Here is a 22,083-nt window from a genome sequence, read left to right on the forward strand (position 1 = left end):
ATGTCCAGCACCAGCGCCGTCTTGCGCTTGGCTGTCCATCGCTTGATCTCGTCTTCCATCAGGGTGCTCATGTCTTCTTCCTTTCGACACTAACACCTGAGCAGCTATTCACTGGGTCAATACAAGCCGCCGCCGCAGTGACATTTGCCACCGCCTGGACAAACCCGGCCCCGGATAATCCCGGGCTTTCTCGAATCCCTCCGTTCCATGCGCCCGGTCGTCCTGATCACCGGCGCGGCCCGCCGCCTGGGCCGCCACCTTGCACTGCATCTGGCCCGCGCCGGCTGGGATGTGGCCGTGCACCACCGCACCACGCCGGATGCCGATGCCGATTCGCTCGGCACCGCCTTGCGGGAACTGGGCGCGCGCACCGTGGGCCTGCCGGCCGATCTGGAAGATGAAGCCGCCGTCGAGACCCTGGTGCCTGCCGCCGTGGCCGCGCTGGGGCGGCTGGACGCCGTGGTCAACAGCGCCTCGCTGTTCAGCCACGACGAGATCGCCTCCTTCAGCTACGCGAACCTGGAGCGCCATTTGCGCGCCAATACCGCAGCCGCCTTGACGCTGGCGCGTGCCCTGCACCGCCACTGCGCCGCTGCCGGCCATGAGGGCTGCGTCGTCAATGTGCTGGACCAAAAGCTCTGGAACCCCAACCCCGACCACCTGAGCTACACCCTGAGCAAGGCTGCCCTGGAAGCCGCCACGCCGGTGCTGGCCCAGGCCCTGGCGCCGCAACTGCGCGTGGTGGACGTGGCGCTGGGCGTGACCCTGCCCAGCGGCCCGATGACCGAGGCCGAGTTCCTGGCTGCGCACCGCCTGACCCCGCTGGGCCGCAGCAGCCAGCCGGACGATTTCGCCCAGGCGGTGGAGTACCTGCTGAAGGCCCGCGCCGTCACCGGCAGCACCCTGCTGGTCGACGGCGGCCAGCACCTCGCCGCGCAGCCGCGCGACGTCTATTACCTCGTGAAAGAGAACTGACATGGCCTCGGCCCTCGACCATCCCAGCCTGCTCAACTGCCGGCGCCTGTTCCTGCGCAATTACGAGGTGTGGATCAACATCGGTGTGCACGATTTCGAGAAACGCGGCGAGCAGCGCGTGCTGATCAATGTGGACCTCTACGTGCCGCTGGCCGAGACCACCCCCCAGACCGATGAGCTGGACGAGGTGGTGGACTACGACTTCATGCGCCGCACCATTGCCGAGTACGTCTCGCACGGCCACATCCACCTGCAGGAAACCCTGTGCGACGCCGTGCTGGCGCGCATGCTCGAGCACCCCAAGGTGCGGGCGGCGCGCGTGAGTACGGAAAAGCCGGATGTCTATCCGGATTGCGATGCCGTTGGCGTCGAAGTGTTTGGCATCAAGTAATGAACAACGCCCCCAGTCTCACTGCGTTCGCCTCCCCCCGAGGGGGCGCAGTGCTCTTGGGGCGGCCCTGCGAGCACTGACATGAGCAACAAAGACAAAGCCACCCACGAGCTGAACAAGCTCAGCAAGCGCTTGCACCGTCAGGTGGGTGAGGCGATCACCGACTTCAACATGATTGAAGAAGGCGACAAGGTCATGGTCTGCCTGAGCGGCGGCAAGGACAGCTACGCCCTGCTCGACATCCTGATCAATCTGCGCCAGCGCGCCCCGATCTCGTTCGACATCGTGGCGGTGAACCTGGACCAGAAGCAGCCCGGCTTCCCCGAGGAGGTGCTGCCCACCTACCTGCAGTCCATCGGCGTGCCCTTCCACATCGAGGAGCAGGACACCTACAGCATCGTCAAGAAGCTGATCCCCGAGGGCAAGACCACCTGCAGCCTGTGCTCGCGCCTGCGCCGCGGCATCCTCTACCGCGTGGCGCAGGAACTGGGCGCCACCAAGATCGCCCTGGGCCATCACCGCGACGACATCGTCACCACGCTGATGCTCAACATGTTCCACGGCGGCATCATGAAGGGCATGCCGCCCAAGCTGGTCAGCGACGACGGCCGCAACACCGTGATCCGCCCGCTCGCCTATGTGGCCGAGGAGGACCTGATCCGCTGGGCCGAGCACCGCCAGTTCCCCATCATTCCCTGCAACCTCTGTGGCAGCCAGGAAAACCTGCAGCGCGCCGCCGTGAAGGAGATGCTGCAGAGCTGGGAGAAGAAGCAACCCGGCCGGCTGGACAACATGCTGCGCGCCATGGCCCACATCGTGCCCAGCCACATGATGGACCGCGAGCTCTTCCCCTTCCAGACCATCAAGCCCACCGGCACCCCGTTTGCCGGCGGCGACATCGCGTTTGACGAGGACGAGGAAAGCTGCGCCCCGCCGGCGGTTGCCCCTGGGGTCATCCAGGTCATCCGCAAGAATCCCGAGGTGGTTTAGGCTGTCTCCATTCCTTGGGAGACCGCTATGAACACCCGCCGCCTGCTGCTGCTTTCCGCAGCCCTCTCGCTGGCCGGCTGCGCCGCGCTCAAGACCCTGAGCATCGAAGTGCGCAGCTTCGGCCAGATGCCTGAAGGCAAGACCACCTATGCCTTCGAGCGTCTGCCCTCGCAGCAGCAGCCGCTGAGCCGCGCGGCCGAGTGGGAGGCCCTGGCCGCACCGGCCCTGGCCAAGGCCGGGCTCAAACCCGCGCCGGCCGGCAGCCCGCCGGACCTGATCGTCGCGCTGGGCGCACGCGTCAGCGCCACCGCTCTCAGCCCCTGGGACGACCCGCTCTGGTACCGCTGGAACGCCCCGCTCTACCACTGGCGCTTCGGCATGCCGCCGCATTCCCACCCGATGTTCATCGAGCGCCGCTATGAGCGCGAGGTCGGCGTGCTGCTGCGCGACCGCGCCACCGGCCAGGCCCTGTGGGAAGCCCGCGCCAGCAACGATGGCGCCACCCAGGGGGGCGACAGCATGATCGCGGCCTTGTTCGAAGCCGCCCTGGCCGACTACCCCAAGGCCAACCCGCAGCCCCATCAGGTGCGGGTGACGCTCCCGTAATCCCGGGGGGCGGGCCGGCAGGCCGGCCCAGATAATCCCGGCCCCTCAGAGACGACGAGCGAGGCCGGGATGGCGCTGAACATGGTGGTGATGGCCGCGGGCAAGGGCACGCGGATGAAGTCGGCGCTCCCGAAGGTGCTGCACAAGCTGGCCGGCAAGCCCTTGCTGCAGCATGTGCTGGACACCATGGCGCCGCTGGACTGCGCGGCGCGCATCGTCATCACAGGCCATGGCGCCGAGCAGGTCGAGACGCGCGCCCAGGCCCAGGCCCTGCGCTTCGTGCGCCAGATGCCGCAGCTGGGCACCGGCCATGCCGTGCAGCAGGCCGTGCCGGCGCTGGATGCCAGCGCCCCCACCACCCTGATCCTGAACGGCGACACCCCGCTGGTGCGGCGCGAAACCGCCGAAGCCCTGGTGGCCGCCAGCGCCGGCAGCAAGCTGGCCCTGCTGACCGTGGTGCTGGACGACCCGACCGGCTATGGCCGCATCCTGCGCGACGCCGACGGCAAGGTGCTGGGCATCAAGGAGCACAAGGACGCCACGGCGGCCGAGCGCCAGATCCGCGAGGGCTACACCGGCATGATGGCCGCGCCCACCGCCCTGCTGACCCGCTGGCTCGGCCAGCTGAAGAACGACAACGCCCAGGGCGAGTACTACCTGACCGACATCGTCGCCATGGCCGTGGCCGAGGGCGTCGAGGTCGTCGCCACCCAGGCCGGCAGCGAGACCGAGGTGCTGGGCGTCAACGACCCGGTGCAACTGGCCGATCTGGAGCGCCGCTTCCAGCGCCAGCAGGCCGAAACCCTGATGCGCGCCGGCGTGCGCCTGATGGACCCGGCGCGCTTTGACCTGCGTGGCCAGCTCGAAGCCAGCGCCGAGGTCGAGATCGACGTCGGCTGCGTGTTCGAGGGCCGCGTGGTGCTGGGTGAAGGCGTGCGCATCGGCGCGCATTGCGTCATCAAGGACGCGGTGATCGCCGCCGGCGCCGTCATCCACCCCTTCACGCACATCGACGGCGAAGCTGCCGGGGTCGAAGTGGGTGAAGGCGCACTGATCGGCCCCTTCGCCCGCCTGCGCCCCGGTGCCAAGCTGGGCCGCGAGGTGCACATCGGCAACTTCGTCGAAGTGAAAAACAGCAGCCTGGCCGCGGGCGCCAAGGCCAACCACCTGGCCTACCTGGGCGACGCCACGGTGGGCGAGCGCGTCAACTACGGCGCCGGCAGCATCACCGCCAACTACGACGGCGCCAACAAGCACCGCACCGTCATCGAGGCCGATGTGCACATCGGCTCCAATTGCGTGCTGGTCGCACCCGTCACCATCGGCGCCGGCAGCACCATCGGCGGCGGCAGCACCATCGCCAAGGACGTGCCGGCCGGTGAGCTCTGGGTGGCGCGCGCCCGCCAGACCAAGATTCCTGGCTGGACCCGTCCGGTCAAGGCCAAGAAGTAGCCCCCAACCCACACCGGGAGTGCCCATGAAGCTGCTGAATGCCCTGCTGGCCCTGGTGGCCGCGCTGCTGCTGATCGTCTTCGGCGCCGGCCAGTTCCTGGCGGCCGATTACCGCGTCGAGCGCTCCACCCGGGTGCAGGCCCCGCCCGCCAAGGTCTACGCCCTGATCGACTCCAGCAAGGGCTGGGCAAGCTGGGGCGTCTGGTACCGCCGGGATCCGCAGATGAAGGTCAGCGAATCCGGCGCCGCCCAGGGCGTGGGCGCCGTCTGGACCTGGACAAGCGAAAGCCAGGGCAACGGCCGCATGAAGCTGACCGGTGCCGAACCCGAGCGCAAGATTGCCTACGAACTGGCCATCGACGATTTCGACCCCAGCCAGGGCGAGATCGAACTCACGCCCGAAGCCGGCGGCACGCACGTGCGCTGGACCATGCACGGGCGCATGAGCAACACCATCGGGCGCTGGTTTGCGCTCTTCATGGACCGACTGGTGGGGCCCGATTTCGAGACCGGCCTGGCCAACCTCAAACAACTCGCAGAGAAGCAATAAACATCATGGCCGCTGGCAGCCTCCTCGCCCTCCTCGACGACATCGCGACCGTTCTCGACGATGTCGCCATCCTGACCAAGGTCGCCGCCAAGAAGACCAGCGGCGTGCTGGGCGACGACCTGGCGCTGAACGCCCAGCAGGTTGCCGGCGTGCGCGCCGAGCGCGAAATCCCCGTGGTCTGGGCCGTTGCCAAAGGCAGCTTCGTCAACAAGGCCATCCTGGTGCCGGCGGCCCTGCTGATTTCCTACTTCGCCCCCTGGCTCGTGCTGCCCCTGCTGATGCTGGGTGGCGCCTACCTGTGCTTCGAGGGCGTGGAAAAGCTCTGGCACAAGATCGCCCACCGCGACGAGGAAGCGGCGCATGAGAAGGAAGTGCTGGAGGCCCTGACCCACCCCGAGGTGGATCTGGTGCAGTTCGAGGCCGACAAGATCAAGGGCGCCATCCGCACCGATTTCATCCTTTCGGCCGAAATCATCGTCATCGCGCTGGGCATCGTGGCCGGCAAGCCGCTGGGCACCCAGCTGGGCGTGCTGACCGGCATCGCCATTGCCATGACGGCGGGCGTCTACGGCCTGGTGGCCGGCATCGTCAAGCTGGACGACGCCGGCCTCTACCTGAGCCAGAAGAACCCCAGCGGCCCGCTGCACCTGCTGGGCCGCGGCCTGCTGGCCGCCGCGCCGCGGCTGATGAAGCTGCTGGCCTTCGTCGGCACGGCCGCCATGTTCCTGGTGGGTGGCGGCATCCTGGTGCACGGCATCCCGGCCCTGCACCACATCGGCGAAGACCTGGCCAAGGGCGGCTTCACCGGCAGCCTGCTGGAAATGGGCCTGAACCTGGGCGTGGGCGTGGTGGCCGGCGCGGTCTGCCTGCTGGCCTGGAACGGCATCAGCCGCTTGCTGCCCAAGCGCGGCTAAGGGCAATAGGCCCGCGCGGCCGGCCCGGCCGCCAGGCTTTGGGCGGCCAGCTGGCGCAGTTGGGCCTGCAGCGCCGGCTCCACTGGCGACGTCACCAGCGCCGGCCCGCTGCCCAGGGCCTGGCCGCTGGCGCTGGCGTACAGCACATAGGCCGCCAGCAAGGCGCCGGCCGGGCTGCTGTGGTTGCCGTCGGCAGCACGCAAAGCCAGCGCCGGCAGGGCGGTCGCGGCACGGTCGAAGGCCTGCGGCACCGGGGCCAGGCAGGCGGCCTCGGCCTTCGCGATGCCTTCGTGAAGCCCGTAGATGCGCGCGCTCTCGTCAACCCCCTGGCGCGGCCATTCGGGAAACAGCACCGGTGTGGCGCCGCGCGCCTTGACCAGGCGGATCCAGGCCTTGGCTTCCTCGGTGGAGTAGTTCACCGTGCCGGAACTGCTGTACTTCTGCGCCTGCAGGAAGACCTGGCTCCAGGCTGCGGAATCCAGCAGCGTGCGCGAGGCCGTGTCGCTGAGGCGTTCGTCCAGGAACAACAGGCCGGGTGCCACCGCCACGCGCACCGGCTGCCCCGGGCTGGCCTGGCGGAACAGCTCCGCCACCAGGGCGGGCAGTTCGTTGAAGTGGGTGTGGCTGTTGCCATAGAACAGCAGTGCGCGCTCGCCGGGTACGGGAGCCGGCGCGGGCGGCGGCGCGCTCGGGGCGGTGGAAGACGCACCACCACAGGCGGCCAGGGCCGTCAGCAGGGCGGCGACGCAAAGCAGGCGAAGGGTGCGCATGCGGGCCATGCTCGCGCAGATGCCGCGGCGCCGCCCCTGCGGAAAGTCAGCTTTGCGGGAATGCGAGCACTTTCCGGGGCAGATGCCCGTTTGCAGGCGGCCACGGCGCGCTTAGCATCGGGCCATCCTTGCTCTGGGGCCGCCATGGTTTCCCAAGTCCTCGCCAGCATCGGCTTGACCGTCTGCATCGCACTGGGCCTGCACATGCTGCTGGGCCGGGAGCGTCAGCGTCAGCTCGGGCTGTGGTGGCAGGGCTACCAGGCGCGCTTCTCGCTGTGGCGGCGGCGCTGGTCGCCGGACGCCCGCGCCGAGCAGCGGCGCCGCCAGCGTCTCTTCGTGGCCAGCCAGCATCGCGAAGCGATCGAGCGGGCCCGCTCCAAGCCGATGGAGCTTGACGAAGTTGAGTGGGACGGCAATGTCGCCAAGCCCAAGTTTGGCCAAGCGCGCAAGCGCCATCTGCACTGAGCCAAGCCTTCGGCTTGACCAGCGCCTGCGTCCCCAAGTAGAAGCGCTTCTTAGCGCCACCAGGGAGCAGGCGGATGAGCACCGCGAAACGGCAGCCGGCAGCAGACCTTGCCCACATTTGGGCCGGCGGCGGCTTCGCGGGTGCCTGGCGCTACGAGCAACAGAGCGCCCGCCTGCAGTGCGACGAGGATGTGGCTACCGCCCTGGGGCTGGCCGTCGAAGGGCCGCTGACAGCCTTCCTGGCCATGGTGGACGAGGCCGATCGCGCCGCGCTGCTGGCGGCGGTGCAGGCTACCGCACATGACGGCGGCCGCCTGGACCGGCGCTTTCGCATCGGCCATGGCCCGGCGGCCGGGCAATGGGCGCGTCTGGCCGGCCGGGCCAGTCAGGGTGTGCTGGCGGCGGCGCTGACCGACCTCCCTGGTGAAGGCGAGCGCATGGACAGCTGGCGCGACGCCGAGCAGCGCTTCCGCCACGCCTTCGACCAAACCCCCACCACCGCCGTGCAGGGCTACGACCGGCTGCGCCGCGTCATCTACTGGAACGCCGCGAGCGAGCAGCTGTATGGCTGGCGGCGCGAAGAAGCCTTGGGCCGGCTGCTGGAAGACCTGATCGTGCCGCCGCCCATGCGTGCTGATGTGGTGCGCCTGCATACCGCCTGGCTGGAGCAAGGCGTGGCCATTCCAGCCGGTGAACTGGAGCTGCAGCACAAGGACGGCAGTATGGTGCCGGTGTTCTCCAGCCATGTGATGCTTCGCAACGGCTGGGATGAGCCCGAGATGTACTGCATCGACGTGGACCTGCGCCAGCAGCGCCAGGCCATGCTGGAAGGGCATCAGCGCGAGCGGCAGCTCAGCGTGCTCAGCCAGGTCAGCCACGCGGGCTGGTGGGAGTGGGAGCTGCTGACCGACGAGGTGCGCTGGTCCGCCGAACTGGGGCGTTGGTTTGGCGTCGGCCCTGGCCAGGCCGCACGGCTGGATCTGCTGCGGCGATTGGATGAAGCCACGCGTCAGCAATTGCAGGCGCATTGGATCCATGTGCAGCGCGGCGGGGCGCTGGACCTGGAGCTGCGCCAGCTGGTGGCCGGGCAGGAACGCCACTTCCTGTTGCATGTGGAGGCACCCGACCCCACGGTGCCGCAGCGCCGCATCGGCACCCTGCTCGACATCACCGAAAGCAAGGCCGCCGCCTCGCGCATCGATCGCCTGGCCCGCCACGACGACATGACCGGCCTGCCCAACCGCCTGCAGATGAGCGAGCGGCTGGAGGAAGCCCTGTCGCGCCAGCGCCGCAACCCGAAGGGCAAGCTGCTGGTGGCTTGCCTGGGGCTGGACCGCTTCCGGCTGGTGAACGAGAGCTTCGGCCCGAGCCGGGGCGACAGCCTGCTGAACGCCTGCGCCGAGCGCCTGCGCGGCCGCCTGCGCGCCCACGATCTGCTGGCACGGCTGGGCGGCGACCACTTCGGCGTGCTGATCGAAAGCGTGCGCGACGAAGCCGAAGCCGAGACCCTGGCCCAGCAGTTGCTGGGTCTGTTCCGCCAACCCTTTGGCAGCGGCGAGCAGGAGCATTACCTGAGCGCCAGCCTGGGCCTGAGCTGCTGGCCCGATGACGGCAGCAGCGCCGAGGTGCTGCTGCAGCATGCCGAAACCGCGCTGCACCGCGCCAAGGAGCAAGGCGGCGGGCACCATCAGTTCTACCGGGCCGAGATGAACGAGCGGGCGCTGGAGCGGGTGCAGATGCTGAACCGCCTGCGCCGCGCCCAGCCGCAGGGCGAGCTGAGCCTGCACTACCAGGCCCAGCGCCGCCTGAGCGACCGCAGCCTGATGGGCGCCGAAGCCCTGCTGCGCTGGCACTCACCGCAGCTCGGCAACGTGCCGCCAGACCGCTTCATCCCCCTGGCTGAGGAAAGCGGGCTGATCGATACCGAGGGCGGCCTCGGCGACTGGGTGCTGGCACGCTGCTGCGAGACCCTGGCGGGCTGGCAGGGCGGACCCCAGGCGCATCTGCGTCTGGCCGCCAATCTCTCGGCGCGCCAGTTCCGCAGCGGCCGCCTGCCCGGAACGGTGGCGCGCCTGCTGCAGGAGCATGGCGTGAACCCGCAGCGCCTGGAGCTGGAGGTCACCGAATCCCTGCTGCTGGACCATGACCAGGCGACGCAGCGGCAGCTGTTTGCGCTCAAGGACCTGGGTGTGGCCCTGGCCTTGGACGACTTCGGCACAGGCTACTCGTCGCTCGCCATGCTGCGCCGCGTGCCGGTGGACGTGCTCAAGATCGACCGCAGCTTCGTCAAGGACCTCGGCCATGACGGCGAGGCCGACGCGCTGGTGCGCGCCATCGTCGGCATGGCCAAGGCCTTGAAGCTGCAGCTGGTGGCCGAGGGCGTGGAAACCGAGGCCCAGGCGGCCTTCCTGAACGCGCTGGGCTGCGAGACCGGCCAGGGCTGGCTGTTTGGCCGGCCCGTGCCGCTCGACGACTTTTAGCGGCTCAGCACCCCCGCCAGCGCCTGGCCGGTGTGGGTGCCGGCAGCCACCAGGTCCTCCGGCGTGCCCGCCGCCACCAGGCGGCCACCGCCCTTGCCGCCCTCGGGGCCGAGGTCGATGACCCAATCGGCCTCGGCGATCAGGTCCAGGTCATGCTCGATCACCCAGACCGAATGCCCGCCATCCACCAGGCGGTGCAGCACCGCAATCAGGCGCGCCACATCGGCCATGTGCAGGCCCACCGTGGGTTCGTCCAGCACATACAGGGTGTGGGGCTGTTTCTGGCGGCGCACGTCCTCGCGCACCTTGACCAGCTCGCTGACCAGCTTGATGCGCTGGGCCTCGCCGCCTGAGAGCGTCGGCGAGGGCTGGCCCAGGGTCAGGTAGCCCAGGCCGACGTCCTGCAGGAGCTTGAGAGGATGGTGGATGGCCGGCATGGCGGCGAAGAACTCCACCGCCTCATCCACCGGCATGGCGAGCACCTCGCCAATGCTCTTGCCCCGCCAGCGCACCGCCAGGGTCTCGGGGTTGAAGCGCTGGCCGGCGCAGACGTCGCAGACCAGCTTCACATCGGGCAGGAAGCTCATCTCCACCGTGCGCATGCCCTGCCCTTCGCAGGCTGGGCAGCGGCCGGGGCCGGTGTTGAAGCTGAAGCGCCCGGCCTGGAAGCCGCGGCCCTTGGCTTCGAGCGTTTCGGCAAACAGCTTGCGGATCGCGTCCCAGAAGCCGATGTAGGTGGCCGGGCAGGAACGCGGGGTCTTGCCGATCGGGGTCTGGTCCACCTCCAGCACACGCTCCACCGCCTCGTGGCCTTCGATGGCGGCACAGCCAGTCCACTTCGGCAGCGCCTTGCGCAGGGGCACCGCGGCGGCCAGATTGGCCAGCAGCACCTCACGCGCCAAGGTGCTCTTGCCGGAACCCGACACGCCGGTCACGCCGACCAGGCGGCCGAGCGGCAGGCTGGCGTCCAGCTGCTGCAGGTTGTGCAGGCTGGCGCCGCGCACGCTCACGGCCTTGGTGTCGGCATCGACGGCCCGGCGCGGGCGCAGCGGGTGGCGCATCGGCTCGGCCAGGCAGCGGCCGGTGGTCGATTCGGGTGCCGCTGCCAGATCGGCCGCCGTGCCCTGCGCCACCACGCGCCCGCCGCGCTGGCCGGCGCCGGGGCCGATGTCGATCAGGTGCTCGGCGCGACGGATGGTGTCCTCGTCGTGCTCCACCACCACCAGGGTGTTGCCGCGGCTGGCCAGGGTCTGCAGCGCGTCGAGCAGGATGCGGTTGTCGCGCGGGTGCAGGCCGATGGTGGGTTCGTCCAGCACATAGCAGACGCCCTGCAGATGTGAACCCAGCTGCGCGGCCAAGCGGATGCGCTGGGCCTCGCCGCCACTCAGCGTGGGCGCGGCGCGGTCCAGGGTCAGATAGCCGAGGCCGACCTGCTGCAGAAAGGCCAGGCGGGCGCGGATCTCGCTCAGCACGTCGCGGCCGATCTCGTGCGCGCGGCCGGCCAGCGCCAGGCTGTCCACCCAGGCCAGGCAGTCGTCCACGCTCAATTGCGCGATGTCGGCAATCGGCGCGTCGGCAAAGCGCACCGCGCGCGCCGTGGGGTTGAGGCGCGCGCCGCCGCAGTCCGGGCAGGGCTGATCGCTCACGCCCTCCAGCTCGGGCTCATGCGAGAGCTGCTGTTCGCGGCCCTTCTCGTCGCCGGCCAGTTGCGAATCGTCCAGCGCCTGGCGCTGGCTGCGGTCCAGCGCCAGGCCGGTGCCCACGCAGCTGCCGCACCAGCCCTGCTTGCTGTTGTAGGAGAACAGGCGCGGGTCCAGCTGCGGGTAGCTGGTGCCGCAGACCGGGCAGGCGCGCTCGGTTGAAAAGACGCGCACCGGCTGGGCCCCGGTCAGGCAAGGCAGCAGGTGCACCACGCCCTTGCCGGCTTCGAGCGCCTTGGCCAGCAGCTCGCGCAGCGCGGGCTCGTTGGCAGGGTTCACCTCCACCTCGCCCACCGGCAGCTCAATCACATGCTCCTTGAAACGGTCCAGGCGCGGCCAGGGCTTGGTGGGGATGAAGAGCCCGTCCACACGCAGATGGGTGTAGCCCTTGGCGGCATGGGCCTTGGCAAGGTCGGTGTACAGGCCCTTGCGGTGCATCACCAACGGCGCCAGCAGGCCGATGCGCTGGCCCCGGTACTCGCTCTGGATCTGCGCCAGGATCTGCTCGGCCGATTGCGGCGCCACCACCGCGCCGTCGTGCACGCAATGCTGCACGCCCAGCTTCACCCACAGCAGGCGCAGGAAGTGCCAGACCTCGGTGGTGGTGGCCACCGTGCTCTTGCGGCCGCCGCGGCTCAAGCGCTGCTCGATCGCAACCGTGGGCGGAATGCCCCAGACCGCATCCACCTCCGGGCGGCCGGCCGGCTGCACGATGCTGCGCGCGTAGGCATTCAGCGATTCAAGGTAGCGGCGCTGGCCCTCGTTGAACAGGATGTCGAAGGCCAGGGTGCTCTTGCCGGAGCCACTGACCCCGGTGATGACGTTGAACTTGCCGCGCGGCACGTCCACATGCACGCCCTTGAGGTTGTGCTCGCGGGCGTTGACGATCTGGATCGCCTCGCTGTGCGCAGTGCGCTCCTTGCGGCGGTTCAAGAGCAGGGTCTGCAGCGGCACACCTTCGGCGGCCTTCAGCGGTTCGTCCATGGCCAGCGCGTAATCGCGCAGAGCCTGGGCGGTGTGGCTGCTGGCGTGCTCGCGCACGTCTTCGGGCGTGCCCTGGCAGACCAGCAAGCCGCCTTCGCTGCCGCCCTCGGGGCCAAGGTCGATCAGCCAGTCGGCGGCGCGGATGACGTCGAGGTTGTGCTCGATCAGCAGCAGCGAGTGGCCGGCGCTGATCAGCTTGCGCATCGAGCGCATCAGCTTGGCGATGTCGTCGAAGTGCAGGCCGGTGGTGGGCTCGTCGAACACGAACAGCAGGCCCTTCTTGGCCACGCGCGGCTTGGCTCCGCTATCGGCCAGGTGCGAGGCCAGCTTCAGGCGCTGCGCCTCGCCGCCGCTCAGCGTGGGCACCGGCTGGCCCAGGCGCAGATAGTCCAGGCCCACGTCCTGCAGGGGCTGCAGCTTGGCCAGCAGCTCGCGGTCGTCCTTGAACAGCTCCACGGCCTCGGCCACGGTCAGGTCCAGCACCTCGGCCACATTCAGCTTGCGGCTGCCGCGTTCGATCACCACTTCGAGCAGTTCGGCGCGGTAGCGGCTGCCGTTGCAGTCCGGGCAGCGCAGGTACACATCGCTGAGGAACTGCATCTCCACATGCTCAAAACCCGTGCCCGCGCAGGTGGGGCAGCGGCCCTCGCCGGCGTTGAAGCTGAAGTGGCCGGCGCCGTAGCCACGCTCCAGCGCCAGCGGGGCGGCGGCAAAGCGTTTGCGCACCTCGTCAAAGGCGCCCACCACCGAGGCCGGGTTGGAGCGCGCGGTCTTGCCGATCGGGCTCTGGTCCACGAAGACCACGCCGGCCAGCCAGTCGGCGCCGAGCAGGCGGTCGTGCGCGCCGGGGGCATCGGTGCTCTCGCCGAAATGGCGCTTCAAGGCCGGCACCAGCACGTCCTGCACCAGGGTCGATTTGCCCGAGCCGCTGACACCGGTGACGACGACGAAGCGCTGCAGCGGAATCTCCACCGAGAGCGAGCGCAGGTTGTGCTCGCGCGCGCCCTCCAGCAGCAGGCGCGGCGTGCTCGCCTCCACCACGCGCTTCAGGCCCATGCCGACATGGCGGCGCCCGCCCAGGTAGTTGCCGGTCATGGTGTTGGCGGCGCGCAGGGCGTCGGGCGTGCCATCGAACACCACATGGCCGCCCAGCATGCCGGGGCCGGGGCCCATGTCGAGCACGCGGTCGGCGGCGAACATCACGGCCGGGTCGTGCTCCACCACCACCAGGGTGTTGCCGGCGTCGCGCAGGCGGTGCATCGCCTGGGTGATGCGATGCATGTCGCGCGGGTGCAGGCCGATGCTGGGCTCGTCCAGCACGAAGAGCGTGTTGACCAGGCTGGTGCCCAGGGCCGTGGTCAGGTTGATGCGCTGCACCTCGCCACCGCTGAGCGTGCGGCTCTGGCGGTCGAGTGTCAGGTAGTGCAGGCCCACGTCGCACAGGTACTTCAGGCGGTTGCGGATCTCATCCAGCAGATGACCCAGGGCCTCGTCCAGCAGGGCGGAATCCGGCTGGTAGGCGTCGAAGAAGGCGCGCACCTGGGCGATCGGCAGCTGCAGCAGGTCCGGCAGGGCCAGGCCGGGCAGTTCGGCCAGCTGGGCCGGCGTCCAGCCCACACCGACGGGCAAAAAGCGCGCCGCGGGCGCCAGCACGGCATCGGCCTCAGCCTTGCCACCCAGGCGCCACAACAGCGATTCGGTCTGCAGGCGCGCACCACGGCAATGTGGGCACTCGGTGTAGCTGCGGTACTTGGACAGCAGCACCCGGATGTGCATCTTGTAGGCCTTGGTCTCCAGGTAGGCGAAGAAGCGCCGCACCCCGTACCACTTCTTGCCCCACTGCCCGTCCTTGTAGTCGTCCTGCCCTTCCAGCACCCAGTGGCGCTGCTCGGGGCTGAGGTGGCTCCAAGCGGTGTCGCGCGGGATGCCGAAGGCGCCGGCATGCTTCATCAGGTCGTCCTGGCACTCGGCCCAGGCCGGCGTCTGAAAGGGCTTGATGGCGCCGCCGCGCAGGGTCTTCTTCTCGTCCGGGATCACCAGGCCCCAGTCCACGCCGATGACGCGGCCAAAGCCGCGGCAATGCTCGCAGGCGCCCAGGGCGGAGTTGAAGCTGAACAGCGCCGGTTGCGGCGGGCGGTAGCGGATGTCGCTCTCGGGGCAGTGCAGGCCGCTGCTGTAGCGCCAGACCTCCGAGCCATCGAGTGACTGCACCGCCATCAGGCCCTGGCCGCGGGTCAGGCAGGTTTCGATCGCCTCCATCAGCCGCGCGTTCTCGGCGCTGGAAAGACGGATGCGATCCGCCACCACGTCGATCACCGTCTGCCCGTCGGCCTCGCGCCGGTTCAGGTAGCGGGTGAAGCCGGCGGCGGACAGCCATTGCTCGATCTCGGCCTCACCTACCGCGGCCGGCAGCTGCACCGTGAAGGTGAGCGCCACACGCGGGTCGCCGGCCGCGGCAGCGCGGGCGCGCAGATCGGCGGCGATGGTGGCGGGCGTGTCGGCGCGCACCTCCTGCGCGGTCTGGCGGTCGAACAGCCGGGCGGCGCGGGCGAACAGCAGCTTCAGGTGGTCGTTCAGCTCGGTCATCGTGCCAACCGTGCTGCGGCTGTTGCGCACCGGGTTGGTCTGGTCGATGGCGATGGCCGGCGGCACACCCTCCACGCTGTCCACCGCCGGGCGGTCCATGCGGTCCAGGAACTGGCGGGCGTAGGCGCTGAAGGTCTCGACGTAGCGCCGCTGCCCCTCCGCGTACAGGGTGTCGAACACCAGCGAGCTCTTGCCCGAACCGCTCGGCCCGGTGACGACCGTCAGCTCGCCGGTGCGGATCTCCAGGTCCAGGTTCTTGAGGTTGTGCTGGCGGGCGCCACGGATGCGGATGGGGGCCGACATGGAAGGCTCAGGGCGACGGGGGGCGGACATTCTGCGGGCGGAATGCGGCCCGCCGCCGCCCAGGGGCCATTCCGGCTACATCCAGTACCGGTCCGGAATGGCGTTCGCCGCGGGGCTCAGGGTCGGGTTGGGAAGCTGGAAGCGCAGGCGGCGCTCCAGATGGGCGCCGCGCAGCCCTTCCTTCGTGAAGGTGTGCGTGTCAAAGAGGCGCCGGTAGGCGCCACTCTCGTGCAGGCTGCGCAGGCCGGCCTCGATCTGCGCGGCCAACGCCTTGTTCTCGTGGCGCACGTAGAAGATCTGGTCGTTGCGGTAGCTCAGCAGCAGGCGCGGCTCCAGCATCAGCTCGGGCGCGTCCTGGCTGCGCAGGCTCAGCTCACCCACCGCCTCGAGGGCGCCGCGCGGGAAGTAGTCGATCGTGCCGCGCGCCACCATGCGGAACAGCGCGTCGTAGGTGTTGGACACCACCTTCAGGCCGGCGGCGCGCAGGATGGTGGTGTCCACCCAGCCCACGCCCTGCCCGGCAGTCAGCCCAGCCAGGTCTTCGAGCTTGCGCACGGCGGCAAATTGCGCCTGCCGCTCCTTGTGAATGATGAAGACGCGCTGCCCCATCAGGCCGCGGTAGAGCGGGATGTAGATCGGTCGGGCCAGGCGCTCGGCCTCGTCGTTCAGCGCGGCCCACATGAAGTCGACGTGCCCCTCGCGCAGGGCGCGGAAGGCGCGCGGGCGCTCCATCGCCATCTCGGTGGGCTCGAAGCTGGCCTCCACGCCCTGGGTGGCCAGCGCCAACTGCAGCAGCGAGAGCGCGAAGTTCAGACGCAGATCCTGCGGCAGCAGCGCGAGTTGGGCGTAGCGCAGCACCACCCGCGCCGAGGCCGGTCGCGCCGGCAGGCCCAGAGCCGCGGCCGCCAGCCAGTGGCGGCGGCGCCAGGCAAAAGGGGGCAGTGCATCCGGGGCCATGCTCGAACTCTATGCGCCCGGCCCGCGGCCGAGAATCCCGGTATGCAGCACGACGATTCCCTGTTCAGCGCCCTGCGCGCCGCCTTCCCCGCCGATCTGGACCGCATCGCCCTCACCGTCTGGGATCAGCAAGGCCAGCCGGCCTACACCTGGCGCGACCTGGAGCGTGGCTCGGCCATGCTGGCCAACTTGTTCACCGACCTCGGCCTGCAGCCCGGCGAGCGCCTGGCGCTGCAGGTGGAAAAGTCGGTCGAGGCCCTGATGGTCTGGCTGGCCTGCCTGCGCAGCGGTCTGGTGCTGGTGCCGCTGAACCCGGCCTACCAGGCCGGCGAGCTGACGCATTTCCTGAAGGACGCCGAGCCGCGCATCCTGGTCTGCGCCCCCGAGGCCTTCGGCCGCCACAGCAGCCTGGCCTTCCAGCTCGGCGTGGACTGGGTGTTCACGCTGGGCGCCGAGCGCCAGGGCACGCTTCTGGAACGCGCAAGCTTCCATGCCGACCAGCACCAACCCCTGCCCCGCCAGGCCGACGACCCGGCGGCCATCCTCTACACCAGCGGCACCACCGGGGTGTCGAAGGGCGCCGTGCTGACGCACGGCAATCTGCTCAGCAATGCCCGCACCCTGGTGAAGGTGTGGGGCTGGCAGCCGCAGGCCGATGTGCTGGTGCATGCGCTGCCGATCTTCCACGTGCACGGCCTGTTCGTGGCCAGCCACTGCGCACTGCTCAGCGGCAGCGCCATGCGCTGGCTGCAGCGCTTCGAGCCTGCGGCGGTGTGCAGCGCCCTGCAGGGCGCCACCGTCTTCATGGGCGTGCCCACGCTGTACACGCGTTTGCTGGCGCATGCCGGCTTCACGCGGGCGGTCGCAGCGGGCGTGAGGCTCTTCATCAGCGGCTCGGCCCCGCTGCAGGCTGAGACCTTCGACGAATTCGAGGCCCGCATCGGCCAGCGCATCCTGGAGCGCTACGGCATGAGCGAGACCGGCATGCTGACCAGCAACCCTCTGGCGGGGCAACGGGTGCGCGCCTCGGTGGGCCCGGCGCTGCCGGGCGTGCAGCTGCGCATTGCCGAGCCCGATGCCGAGGGTGTCGGCGGCGTCGAGGTCAAGGGGCCGAACGTCTTCGCCGGCTACTGGAAGCGCCCGGAGCTGAACACCAGCGAATTCACGCCCGATGGCTACTTCCGCACCGGCGACATGGGCCGGCTGGACGCCCACGGCTATTTGCACCTGGTGGGCCGCGCCAAGGACCTGGTCATCAGCGGCGGCTTCAACGTCTACCCGGCCGAGGTGGAAATGCACCTGAACGAGCTGCCCGGCGTGCAGGAGTCGGCCGTCATCGGCCTGCCGCACCCGGATTTCGGCGAGGCCGTCACCGCCCTGGTGATCCCCCAGCCCGGCGCACAGCTGGAAGAAGCCGTGCTGATCGCCGCCATGCGCCAGCGCCTGGCCGGCTTCAAATGCCCGAAGCGGGTGCTGCTGGCCACCGAGCTGCCGCGCAATGCCATGGGCAAGGTGCAGAAGAAACTGCTGCGGGAACAACATGCCCAGCTCTACCGATAACAGCCGCTGCCCGCGCTGCGGCGGCGGCTTTCACTGCGGCGCGGCCGAAGCGCGTTGCGACTGCTTCGAGCTGAAGCTCAGCCCGGCCCTGCGCGCCGAGCTGGCGCAGCGCTACAGCGGCTGCCTGTGCCTGAACTGCCTGCACGAGCTGGCCGAGCCCCCGCAGGCTCCTGAAGCAACGGCCATGCGCTGAATCAGCTGTGCAGCAAGCGCTGCAGCGCGATCTGCAGCACCTTGGCATCGCTGCTGGCGCGGTGGCGGCCGATCGAAAGCTCGCTGCGCACGCGCATCACGGTGTCATGCCAGCACTGCGCCTGGGCTTCATCCAGCAGGGTGCGCAGGTCTTCCAGCTTGAAGGCGGGCGCAGCCTCGGCGGCTTCAAACAGGCGGGCCAGCCAGGGGTAGTCCTGGGCCCAGCCGTCGCAGTACACGGTTTGCCCGGCCAGGCGCTGGTTCAGCTGCTCGGCCACCCAGCTGCTGGGCCGGCCATGGCTGCTCAGCAGTTCACGCTCAATGCCATGCAGCGCGGCGGCGCCTTCGTCCCAGTGCGACCAGTCGGCCTCCGGCTGCACCAGGGTGCAGAACAGCTGGCCGTCGCGGTCCACGAAGCCCACTTCGATGGGATAGCTGCCGCGACCAAAGCCGCTGGCCTCGATATCGATGAAGGCGGGAAGCTGCATGCGCCGACTGTAGGCAGGCCGGGCCGCGCCGGCATGGGGATTTCCATCAAGCCGCGCGCTGTTCAGCACCCGGCTTTGCGCGCATCATGGGCGCTCAGCCACCGCCCGAGCCCGCCCCGTGTCCGACCACGCAGAACGCCGCCAATTCGCCCGCATCCACTTCGATGCCCAGGCCCAGCTCAGCACCGTGGACACGCGCCTGGACGTGCAGCTGCTCGACATCTCCCTGCAGGGCGCGCTGGTGCGCCTGCCCCACGGCCTGAGCCTGGAACCCGGCGAACCCTGCCTGCTGGCCCTGCGCCTGGGCGACGTGACCATCAAGATGGCCGCCGAGCTGGCCCATGTGAAGGCCGACCACGCCGGCGTGCAGTGCCGCTCGATCGACCTGGAGTCCATCAGCCACCTGCGCCGCCTGGTGGAGGTCAACCTTGGCAAGCGTGAACTGCTGGAGCGAGAGCTGCGCGCCCTTGTGGCGTGAACCGCCACGGTTCGGGTAAGCCCGTTTGCGGCCCGACGCGCTCCGCGCAAACTGACCTCTCCTCCCCCAAAAGAAGGAACCCACCATGGCCCGTCCCCGTTCGCTGCTGCAGAGTCTGCGCCTGCTGAGTCTTGGCCTGTTGGCCGGCCCGGCCCTCGCCCAGACCCCTCTGAACCTGTGCATGGAGAACGCCGACAACGTGCCCTGGATCCTGATGGGCGGCAAGCCCGGCTATGTGCAGATCATGATGGGCCATGTCGAGAAGGCCGTCGGTTTTCCGATCAAGGTCACACCCATGGTCTGGAAGGACTGCCTGGCCGGCGTCAAGGCCGGCACCATCGACGGCGCCGTGAGTGCCAGCCACAACAAGGAACGCGCCGAGTACGCCGACTACCCCGTCAACCTGAACGGCGAGGTGGACGCCACGCGGCGCATGTACCGCACCTCCTACTTCTTCTACAAGGGCAAGGGCAAAGCGCTGGGCTGGGACGGCAAGGTGCTGAAGGCCGATGGACTGCTGGGCGCGCAACAGGGCTTCTCGGTGGTGGCGCAGCTCAAGGAGCTGGGCGCCAAGGTGGAGGACAACACCACCACCGCCGACGAGGTGCTCAAGCGCGTGGCCGCAGGCAAATACTTGGCCGGCGTGGTGCAGGTCAACGAGGGCGATGCCTCAATGGCCGCCGACGCCGCGCTGCGCGATGCCATTGAGAAGGTTCAGCCCGCTCTGGTGGAAAAGCCCTACTACACGATGTTCTCCAAGGTCTACACGGCCAAGAACGCCTCCACCGCGCGCACCGTCTGGAACGCCATCCTGAAGGTGCGCAACGACGCCGGCTTCAAGGCCGAAGTGGCCGCGCTCACCAAGGGCAGTGAATGAGTGATCGCACGGCGGGCAGCTACCGCATCTGTCCGCTGTGCGAGGCCGCCTGCGGCCTGCGCATCGAGCATGCGGGCGGCCAAGTCACGCGCATCCGCGGCGCCGAGGACGATCCTTTCTCGCGCGGCTACCTCTGCCCCAAGGCGGTGGCACTGAAGGATCTGCACGAAGACCCGGACCGCCTGCGCCGCCCGCTCGTCAAGCGCGCCGGCACCTTTGTCGAGGTCGACTGGGAAGAGGCACTCGAAGAGGTCGAGGCCCAGCTGCTCAACACCCTGCGCCTGTACGGGCCCGATTCGGTTGCCGCCGTCATCGGCAACCCCGCCGTGCACCGCATGGGCCTGCTGGCCTACTTCCCGCGCCTGGTGCGCGCCATCGGCACCGGCAATGTGTTCTCGGCCTCCACGCTGGACCAGATGCCCAAGCAGCTGTCCAGCGCGCTGATGTTCGGCCACTGGTTCTCGGTGGCGGTGCCCGATGTCGACCGCTGCGACTTCCTGCTCATGCTGGGCGGCAACCCGCTGGCCTCGAACGGCTCGATGTGGACCGTGCCCGATGTGAAGGCACGGCTGAAGGAGCTGCAGGCGCGCGGCGGCAAGCTGGTGGTGGTGGACCCGCGCCGCACCGAAACCGCCGCCATCGCCAACCAACACCTGGCCCTGCGCCCGGGCAGCGATGCCTACCTGCTGCTGGCCCTGGCCGCCACCCTGTTCGAAGAAGGCCTGGTCAAACCCGGCCGGCTGAGCGACCACTTGAACGGCCTGGACGAACTGCGCGCCTTCGTGGCGCCCTACCCGCCCGAGCGCGTCGCGGCGCGCTGCGGGCTCGAAGCTACCGCCATCCGCCAACTGGCGCGCGAACTGGCGGCGGCTCCGCGCGCCGCCGTCTACGGCCGCCTGGGTACCTGCACCCAGCGCTTCGGCAGCGTCAATTCCTGGCTGGTGGATGCGCTCAACATCCTCACCGGCAACCTGGACCGCGAGGGCGGCGCGATGTTCCCCAAGGCGGCCGGCTTTGCCGCCAACACCCTGCCCGGCCCGGCCAAGGGCGTGCGCCTCGGCCGGCGCAAGAGCCGCGTCAGCGGCGCGCGCGAGGTCTACGGCGAGCTGCCCATCACCTGCCTGCGCGAGGAAATCACCACCCCCGGCCCCGGCCAGGTGCGCGCCCTCATCACCGTGGCGTCCAACCCCGTGCTCTCCTGCCCCGGCGGCGCGGCCTTGGACGAAGCCCTGGGCCAGCTGGATTTCATGCTCAGCCTGGACGTCTACGTCAACGAAACCACGCGGCATGCCGACGTCATCCTGCCCAGCCTCTCGCCCTTGCAGGTGCCGCATTACGACATCGCCTTCAGCCAGCTCAGCATCCGCAACCACGCGCGCTGGAGCGAGGCTTTGCTCCCCGCCGACGAACCCGACGACTGGGAATACCTGCTGCGCCTGACTGCCCTGGTGCAGGGCCGCAACTGGCGCGCCCCCGCGGCCGAGCTGGACGACGCCATGCTGGCCGAAGAACTGGCGCGCAGCCTGCCCGAAGCCTTCCGCGCCCCGGTGCGCGCCGCGCTGGGCAATACACCCGGCCCGGCCCGCCTGGTGGACCTGGCGCTGCGCCTCGGCCCCTACGGCGACCAATTCGGCCGCAAGCCCGGCGGCCTGAACCTGGCCCAGGTGCGCGCGGCGCCGGCCGGCATCGACCTCGGCGCCCTGCAGCCGCGCGTGCCTGAGCTGCTGCGCACCCCCAGCGGCCGCATCGAGCTGGCCCCACCCGAATTCCTGGCCGAAGCACCGGCCCTGGCCGCCGCGCTGGACGAGCCCGCGCCGGAGCTCGTCGTCATCGGCCGCCGCGACCTGCGCTCCAACAACAGCTGGATGCACAACCTGCCGCTGCTGGCCAAGGGGCCTGAGCGCTGCACCTTGCAGATGCATCCGGCTGATGCGTCCCAGCGTGGGCTTTCGGATGGCGCGCTGGTGCGCATCGAAGGACCCGGTGGGCAGGTGCAAGCGCGCCTTGAGTTGAACGAGGCGCTTCGGCCCGGCGTCGTCAGCCTGCCGCACGGCTGGGGTCACGACCAGCCCGACACCCAGCTGCGCGTGGCGGCCGAGCGGCCGGGGGCGAACCTCAATGCCCTGCTGTCGGACGCCCTGCGAGACCCACTGAGCGGCAACGCGGTGCTGAGCGGCGTGTCTGTCAGCGTCCGCCCGGCCTGATCGGCCAGGCGCACTCGCACGCCCCCGCGCTCCGGCTTCGACCGGGCCGCCCCGCATACCATCGCCGGGAAAAACCCCCGGGCGCGCCAGGCCGCTTCGCGGATCCCCCGCCAAGCCCCGCCCTGCCCGCCCAGTCCCGGACCCGCCGGCCCCGCCGGACG

At 69.7% G+C, this 22,083-nt stretch carries 18 protein-coding genes; 14 read left to right on the forward strand and 4 right to left on the reverse strand.

The window, feature by feature from the left end; genetic code table 11:
- Positions 1 to 207 precede the first annotated feature (207 nt).
- From ACE3QP_RS13625 to ACE3QP_RS13655, 7 genes are all read left to right on the forward strand, one after another.
- Positions 208 to 975, forward strand: a complete 768-nt coding sequence (locus tag ACE3QP_RS13625) for an SDR family oxidoreductase (protein WP_374436867.1) — start codon at positions 208 to 210, stop codon at positions 973 to 975.
- 1 nt (position 976) lies between these two features.
- A complete protein-coding gene (locus ACE3QP_RS13630) occupies positions 977 to 1,366 on the forward strand; it encodes a dihydroneopterin aldolase (RefSeq protein ID WP_374436869.1) in 390 nt (129 codons plus the stop codon).
- Between the two features lie 81 nt (positions 1,367 to 1,447).
- Positions 1,448 to 2,356: a tRNA 2-thiocytidine(32) synthetase TtcA gene (ttcA, locus tag ACE3QP_RS13635; protein WP_374436870.1), complete on the forward strand. Its 909-nt coding sequence runs from the start codon at positions 1,448 to 1,450 to the stop codon at positions 2,354 to 2,356.
- A gap of 27 nt (positions 2,357 to 2,383) precedes the next feature.
- The gene (locus tag ACE3QP_RS13640) at positions 2,384 to 2,962 is read left to right on the forward strand and encodes a DUF4136 domain-containing protein (RefSeq protein ID WP_374436872.1); all 579 of its coding nucleotides are present in this window, start codon (positions 2,384 to 2,386) and stop codon (positions 2,960 to 2,962) included.
- Between the two features lie 69 nt (positions 2,963 to 3,031).
- Positions 3,032 to 4,414, forward strand: a complete 1,383-nt coding sequence (gene glmU, locus ACE3QP_RS13645; protein ID WP_374436874.1) for a bifunctional UDP-N-acetylglucosamine diphosphorylase/glucosamine-1-phosphate N-acetyltransferase GlmU — start codon at positions 3,032 to 3,034, stop codon at positions 4,412 to 4,414.
- Between the two features lie 25 nt (positions 4,415 to 4,439).
- A complete protein-coding gene (locus ACE3QP_RS13650) occupies positions 4,440 to 4,964 on the forward strand; it encodes an SRPBCC family protein (protein WP_374436875.1) in 525 nt (174 codons plus the stop codon).
- Between the two features lie 5 nt (positions 4,965 to 4,969).
- Complete coding sequence (locus tag ACE3QP_RS13655; RefSeq protein ID WP_374436877.1) at positions 4,970 to 5,878, forward strand: DUF808 domain-containing protein; 909 nt, start codon at positions 4,970 to 4,972, stop codon at positions 5,876 to 5,878.
- On the opposite strand, the gene ACE3QP_RS13660 is transcribed toward ACE3QP_RS13655, so the two are convergent.
- A complete protein-coding gene (locus ACE3QP_RS13660; RefSeq protein WP_374436879.1) occupies positions 5,875 to 6,648 on the reverse strand; it encodes a hypothetical protein in 774 nt (257 codons plus the stop codon). The two genes, ACE3QP_RS13655 and ACE3QP_RS13660, sit on opposite strands and share 4 nt — an antisense overlap.
- 144 nt (positions 6,649 to 6,792) lie before the next feature.
- Between ACE3QP_RS13660 and ACE3QP_RS13665 the strand changes: the two genes are divergently transcribed.
- Together ACE3QP_RS13665 and ACE3QP_RS13670 are read left to right on the forward strand one after the other, a co-directional pair.
- A complete protein-coding gene (locus ACE3QP_RS13665) occupies positions 6,793 to 7,113 on the forward strand; it encodes a hypothetical protein (RefSeq protein WP_374436881.1) in 321 nt (106 codons plus the stop codon).
- Positions 7,114 to 7,187: 74 nt separating this feature from the next.
- Positions 7,188 to 9,593, forward strand: coding sequence for a putative bifunctional diguanylate cyclase/phosphodiesterase (locus ACE3QP_RS13670; protein ID WP_374436882.1), 2,406 nt, complete (start codon positions 7,188 to 7,190; stop codon positions 9,591 to 9,593).
- On the opposite strand, the gene uvrA is transcribed toward ACE3QP_RS13670, so the two are convergent.
- Both uvrA and ACE3QP_RS13680 read right to left on the reverse strand, forming a co-directional pair.
- On the reverse strand, positions 9,590 to 15,166 hold the full coding sequence (gene uvrA, locus ACE3QP_RS13675; protein ID WP_374436884.1) for an excinuclease ABC subunit UvrA: 5,577 nt from the start codon (positions 15,164 to 15,166) through the stop codon (positions 9,590 to 9,592). The two genes, ACE3QP_RS13670 and uvrA, sit on opposite strands and share 4 nt — an antisense overlap.
- Before the next feature lie 75 nt (positions 15,167 to 15,241).
- On the reverse strand, positions 15,242 to 16,123 hold the full coding sequence (locus ACE3QP_RS13680) for a substrate-binding periplasmic protein (RefSeq protein WP_374436885.1): 882 nt from the start codon (positions 16,121 to 16,123) through the stop codon (positions 15,242 to 15,244).
- 42 nt (positions 16,124 to 16,165) lie between these two features.
- Here ACE3QP_RS13680 and ACE3QP_RS13685 point away from each other — a divergent pair, with 42 nt between their 5' ends.
- Both ACE3QP_RS13685 and ACE3QP_RS13690 read left to right on the forward strand, forming a co-directional pair.
- A complete protein-coding gene (locus tag ACE3QP_RS13685; protein ID WP_374436886.1) occupies positions 16,166 to 17,683 on the forward strand; it encodes an AMP-binding protein in 1,518 nt (505 codons plus the stop codon).
- Positions 17,664 to 17,876 carry a cysteine-rich CWC family protein gene (locus ACE3QP_RS13690; RefSeq protein WP_374436888.1) on the forward strand — a complete coding sequence of 71 codons (213 nt, stop codon included), beginning with the start codon at positions 17,664 to 17,666 and terminating at the stop codon, positions 17,874 to 17,876. The genes ACE3QP_RS13685 and ACE3QP_RS13690 overlap by 20 nt, the downstream gene beginning before the upstream one ends.
- A gap of 1 nt (position 17,877) precedes the next feature.
- Here the strand turns inward: ACE3QP_RS13690 and ACE3QP_RS13695 are convergent, their stop codons facing one another.
- Positions 17,878 to 18,363: a hypothetical protein gene (locus ACE3QP_RS13695; RefSeq protein WP_374436889.1), complete on the reverse strand. Its 486-nt coding sequence runs from the start codon at positions 18,361 to 18,363 to the stop codon at positions 17,878 to 17,880.
- Between the two features lie 118 nt (positions 18,364 to 18,481).
- Between ACE3QP_RS13695 and ACE3QP_RS13700 the strand changes: the two genes are divergently transcribed.
- The 3 genes from ACE3QP_RS13700 to ACE3QP_RS13710 all read left to right on the forward strand — a co-directional run bounded on the left by ACE3QP_RS13700 (position 18,482) and on the right by ACE3QP_RS13710 (position 21,922).
- Positions 18,482 to 18,841, forward strand: a complete 360-nt coding sequence (locus tag ACE3QP_RS13700) for a PilZ domain-containing protein (RefSeq protein WP_374436891.1) — start codon at positions 18,482 to 18,484, stop codon at positions 18,839 to 18,841.
- Positions 18,842 to 18,926: 85 nt separating this feature from the next.
- Complete coding sequence (locus ACE3QP_RS13705; protein WP_374436893.1) at positions 18,927 to 19,718, forward strand: hypothetical protein; 792 nt, start codon at positions 18,927 to 18,929, stop codon at positions 19,716 to 19,718.
- Entirely contained in the window at positions 19,715 to 21,922 is a 2,208-nt protein-coding gene (locus tag ACE3QP_RS13710) for a molybdopterin-dependent oxidoreductase (protein ID WP_374436894.1), read from the forward strand. Before ACE3QP_RS13705 ends, ACE3QP_RS13710 begins: the two co-directional genes overlap by 4 nt.
- The last annotated feature ends 161 nt before the right edge of the window (positions 21,923 to 22,083 follow it).

This window comes from Inhella sp., from assembly GCF_041912635.1.
Lineage (GTDB): Bacteria > Pseudomonadota > Gammaproteobacteria > Burkholderiales > Burkholderiaceae_C > Inhella.

Bases quoted from the DNA above. Each gene is read 5' to 3' on its own strand.
- ACE3QP_RS13625 (WP_374436867.1), top strand. From the start codon at position 208: ATGCGCCCGGTCGTCCTGATCACCGGCGCGGCCCGCCGCCTGGGCCGC.
- ACE3QP_RS13630 (WP_374436869.1), top strand. From the start codon at position 977: ATGGCCTCGGCCCTCGACCATCCCAGCCTGCTCAACTGCCGGCGCCTG.
- ttcA (WP_374436870.1), top strand. From the start codon at position 1,448: ATGAGCAACAAAGACAAAGCCACCCACGAGCTGAACAAGCTCAGCAAG.
- ACE3QP_RS13640 (WP_374436872.1), top strand. From the start codon at position 2,384: ATGAACACCCGCCGCCTGCTGCTGCTTTCCGCAGCCCTCTCGCTGGCC.
- glmU (WP_374436874.1), top strand. From the start codon at position 3,032: ATGGCGCTGAACATGGTGGTGATGGCCGCGGGCAAGGGCACGCGGATG.
- ACE3QP_RS13650 (WP_374436875.1), top strand. From the start codon at position 4,440: ATGAAGCTGCTGAATGCCCTGCTGGCCCTGGTGGCCGCGCTGCTGCTG.
- ACE3QP_RS13655 (WP_374436877.1), top strand. From the start codon at position 4,970: ATGGCCGCTGGCAGCCTCCTCGCCCTCCTCGACGACATCGCGACCGTT.
- ACE3QP_RS13660 (WP_374436879.1), bottom strand. From the start codon at position 6,648: ATGCGCACCCTTCGCCTGCTTTGCGTCGCCGCCCTGCTGACGGCCCTG.
- ACE3QP_RS13665 (WP_374436881.1), top strand. From the start codon at position 6,793: ATGGTTTCCCAAGTCCTCGCCAGCATCGGCTTGACCGTCTGCATCGCA.
- ACE3QP_RS13670 (WP_374436882.1), top strand. From the start codon at position 7,188: ATGAGCACCGCGAAACGGCAGCCGGCAGCAGACCTTGCCCACATTTGG.
- uvrA (WP_374436884.1), bottom strand. From the start codon at position 15,166: ATGTCGGCCCCCATCCGCATCCGTGGCGCCCGCCAGCACAACCTCAAG.
- ACE3QP_RS13680 (WP_374436885.1), bottom strand. From the start codon at position 16,123: ATGGCCCCGGATGCACTGCCCCCTTTTGCCTGGCGCCGCCGCCACTGG.
- ACE3QP_RS13685 (WP_374436886.1), top strand. From the start codon at position 16,166: ATGCAGCACGACGATTCCCTGTTCAGCGCCCTGCGCGCCGCCTTCCCC.
- ACE3QP_RS13690 (WP_374436888.1), top strand. From the start codon at position 17,664: ATGCCCAGCTCTACCGATAACAGCCGCTGCCCGCGCTGCGGCGGCGGC.
- ACE3QP_RS13695 (WP_374436889.1), bottom strand. From the start codon at position 18,363: ATGCAGCTTCCCGCCTTCATCGATATCGAGGCCAGCGGCTTTGGTCGC.
- ACE3QP_RS13705 (WP_374436893.1), top strand. From the start codon at position 18,927: ATGGCCCGTCCCCGTTCGCTGCTGCAGAGTCTGCGCCTGCTGAGTCTT.
- ACE3QP_RS13710 (WP_374436894.1), top strand. From the start codon at position 19,715: ATGAGTGATCGCACGGCGGGCAGCTACCGCATCTGTCCGCTGTGCGAG.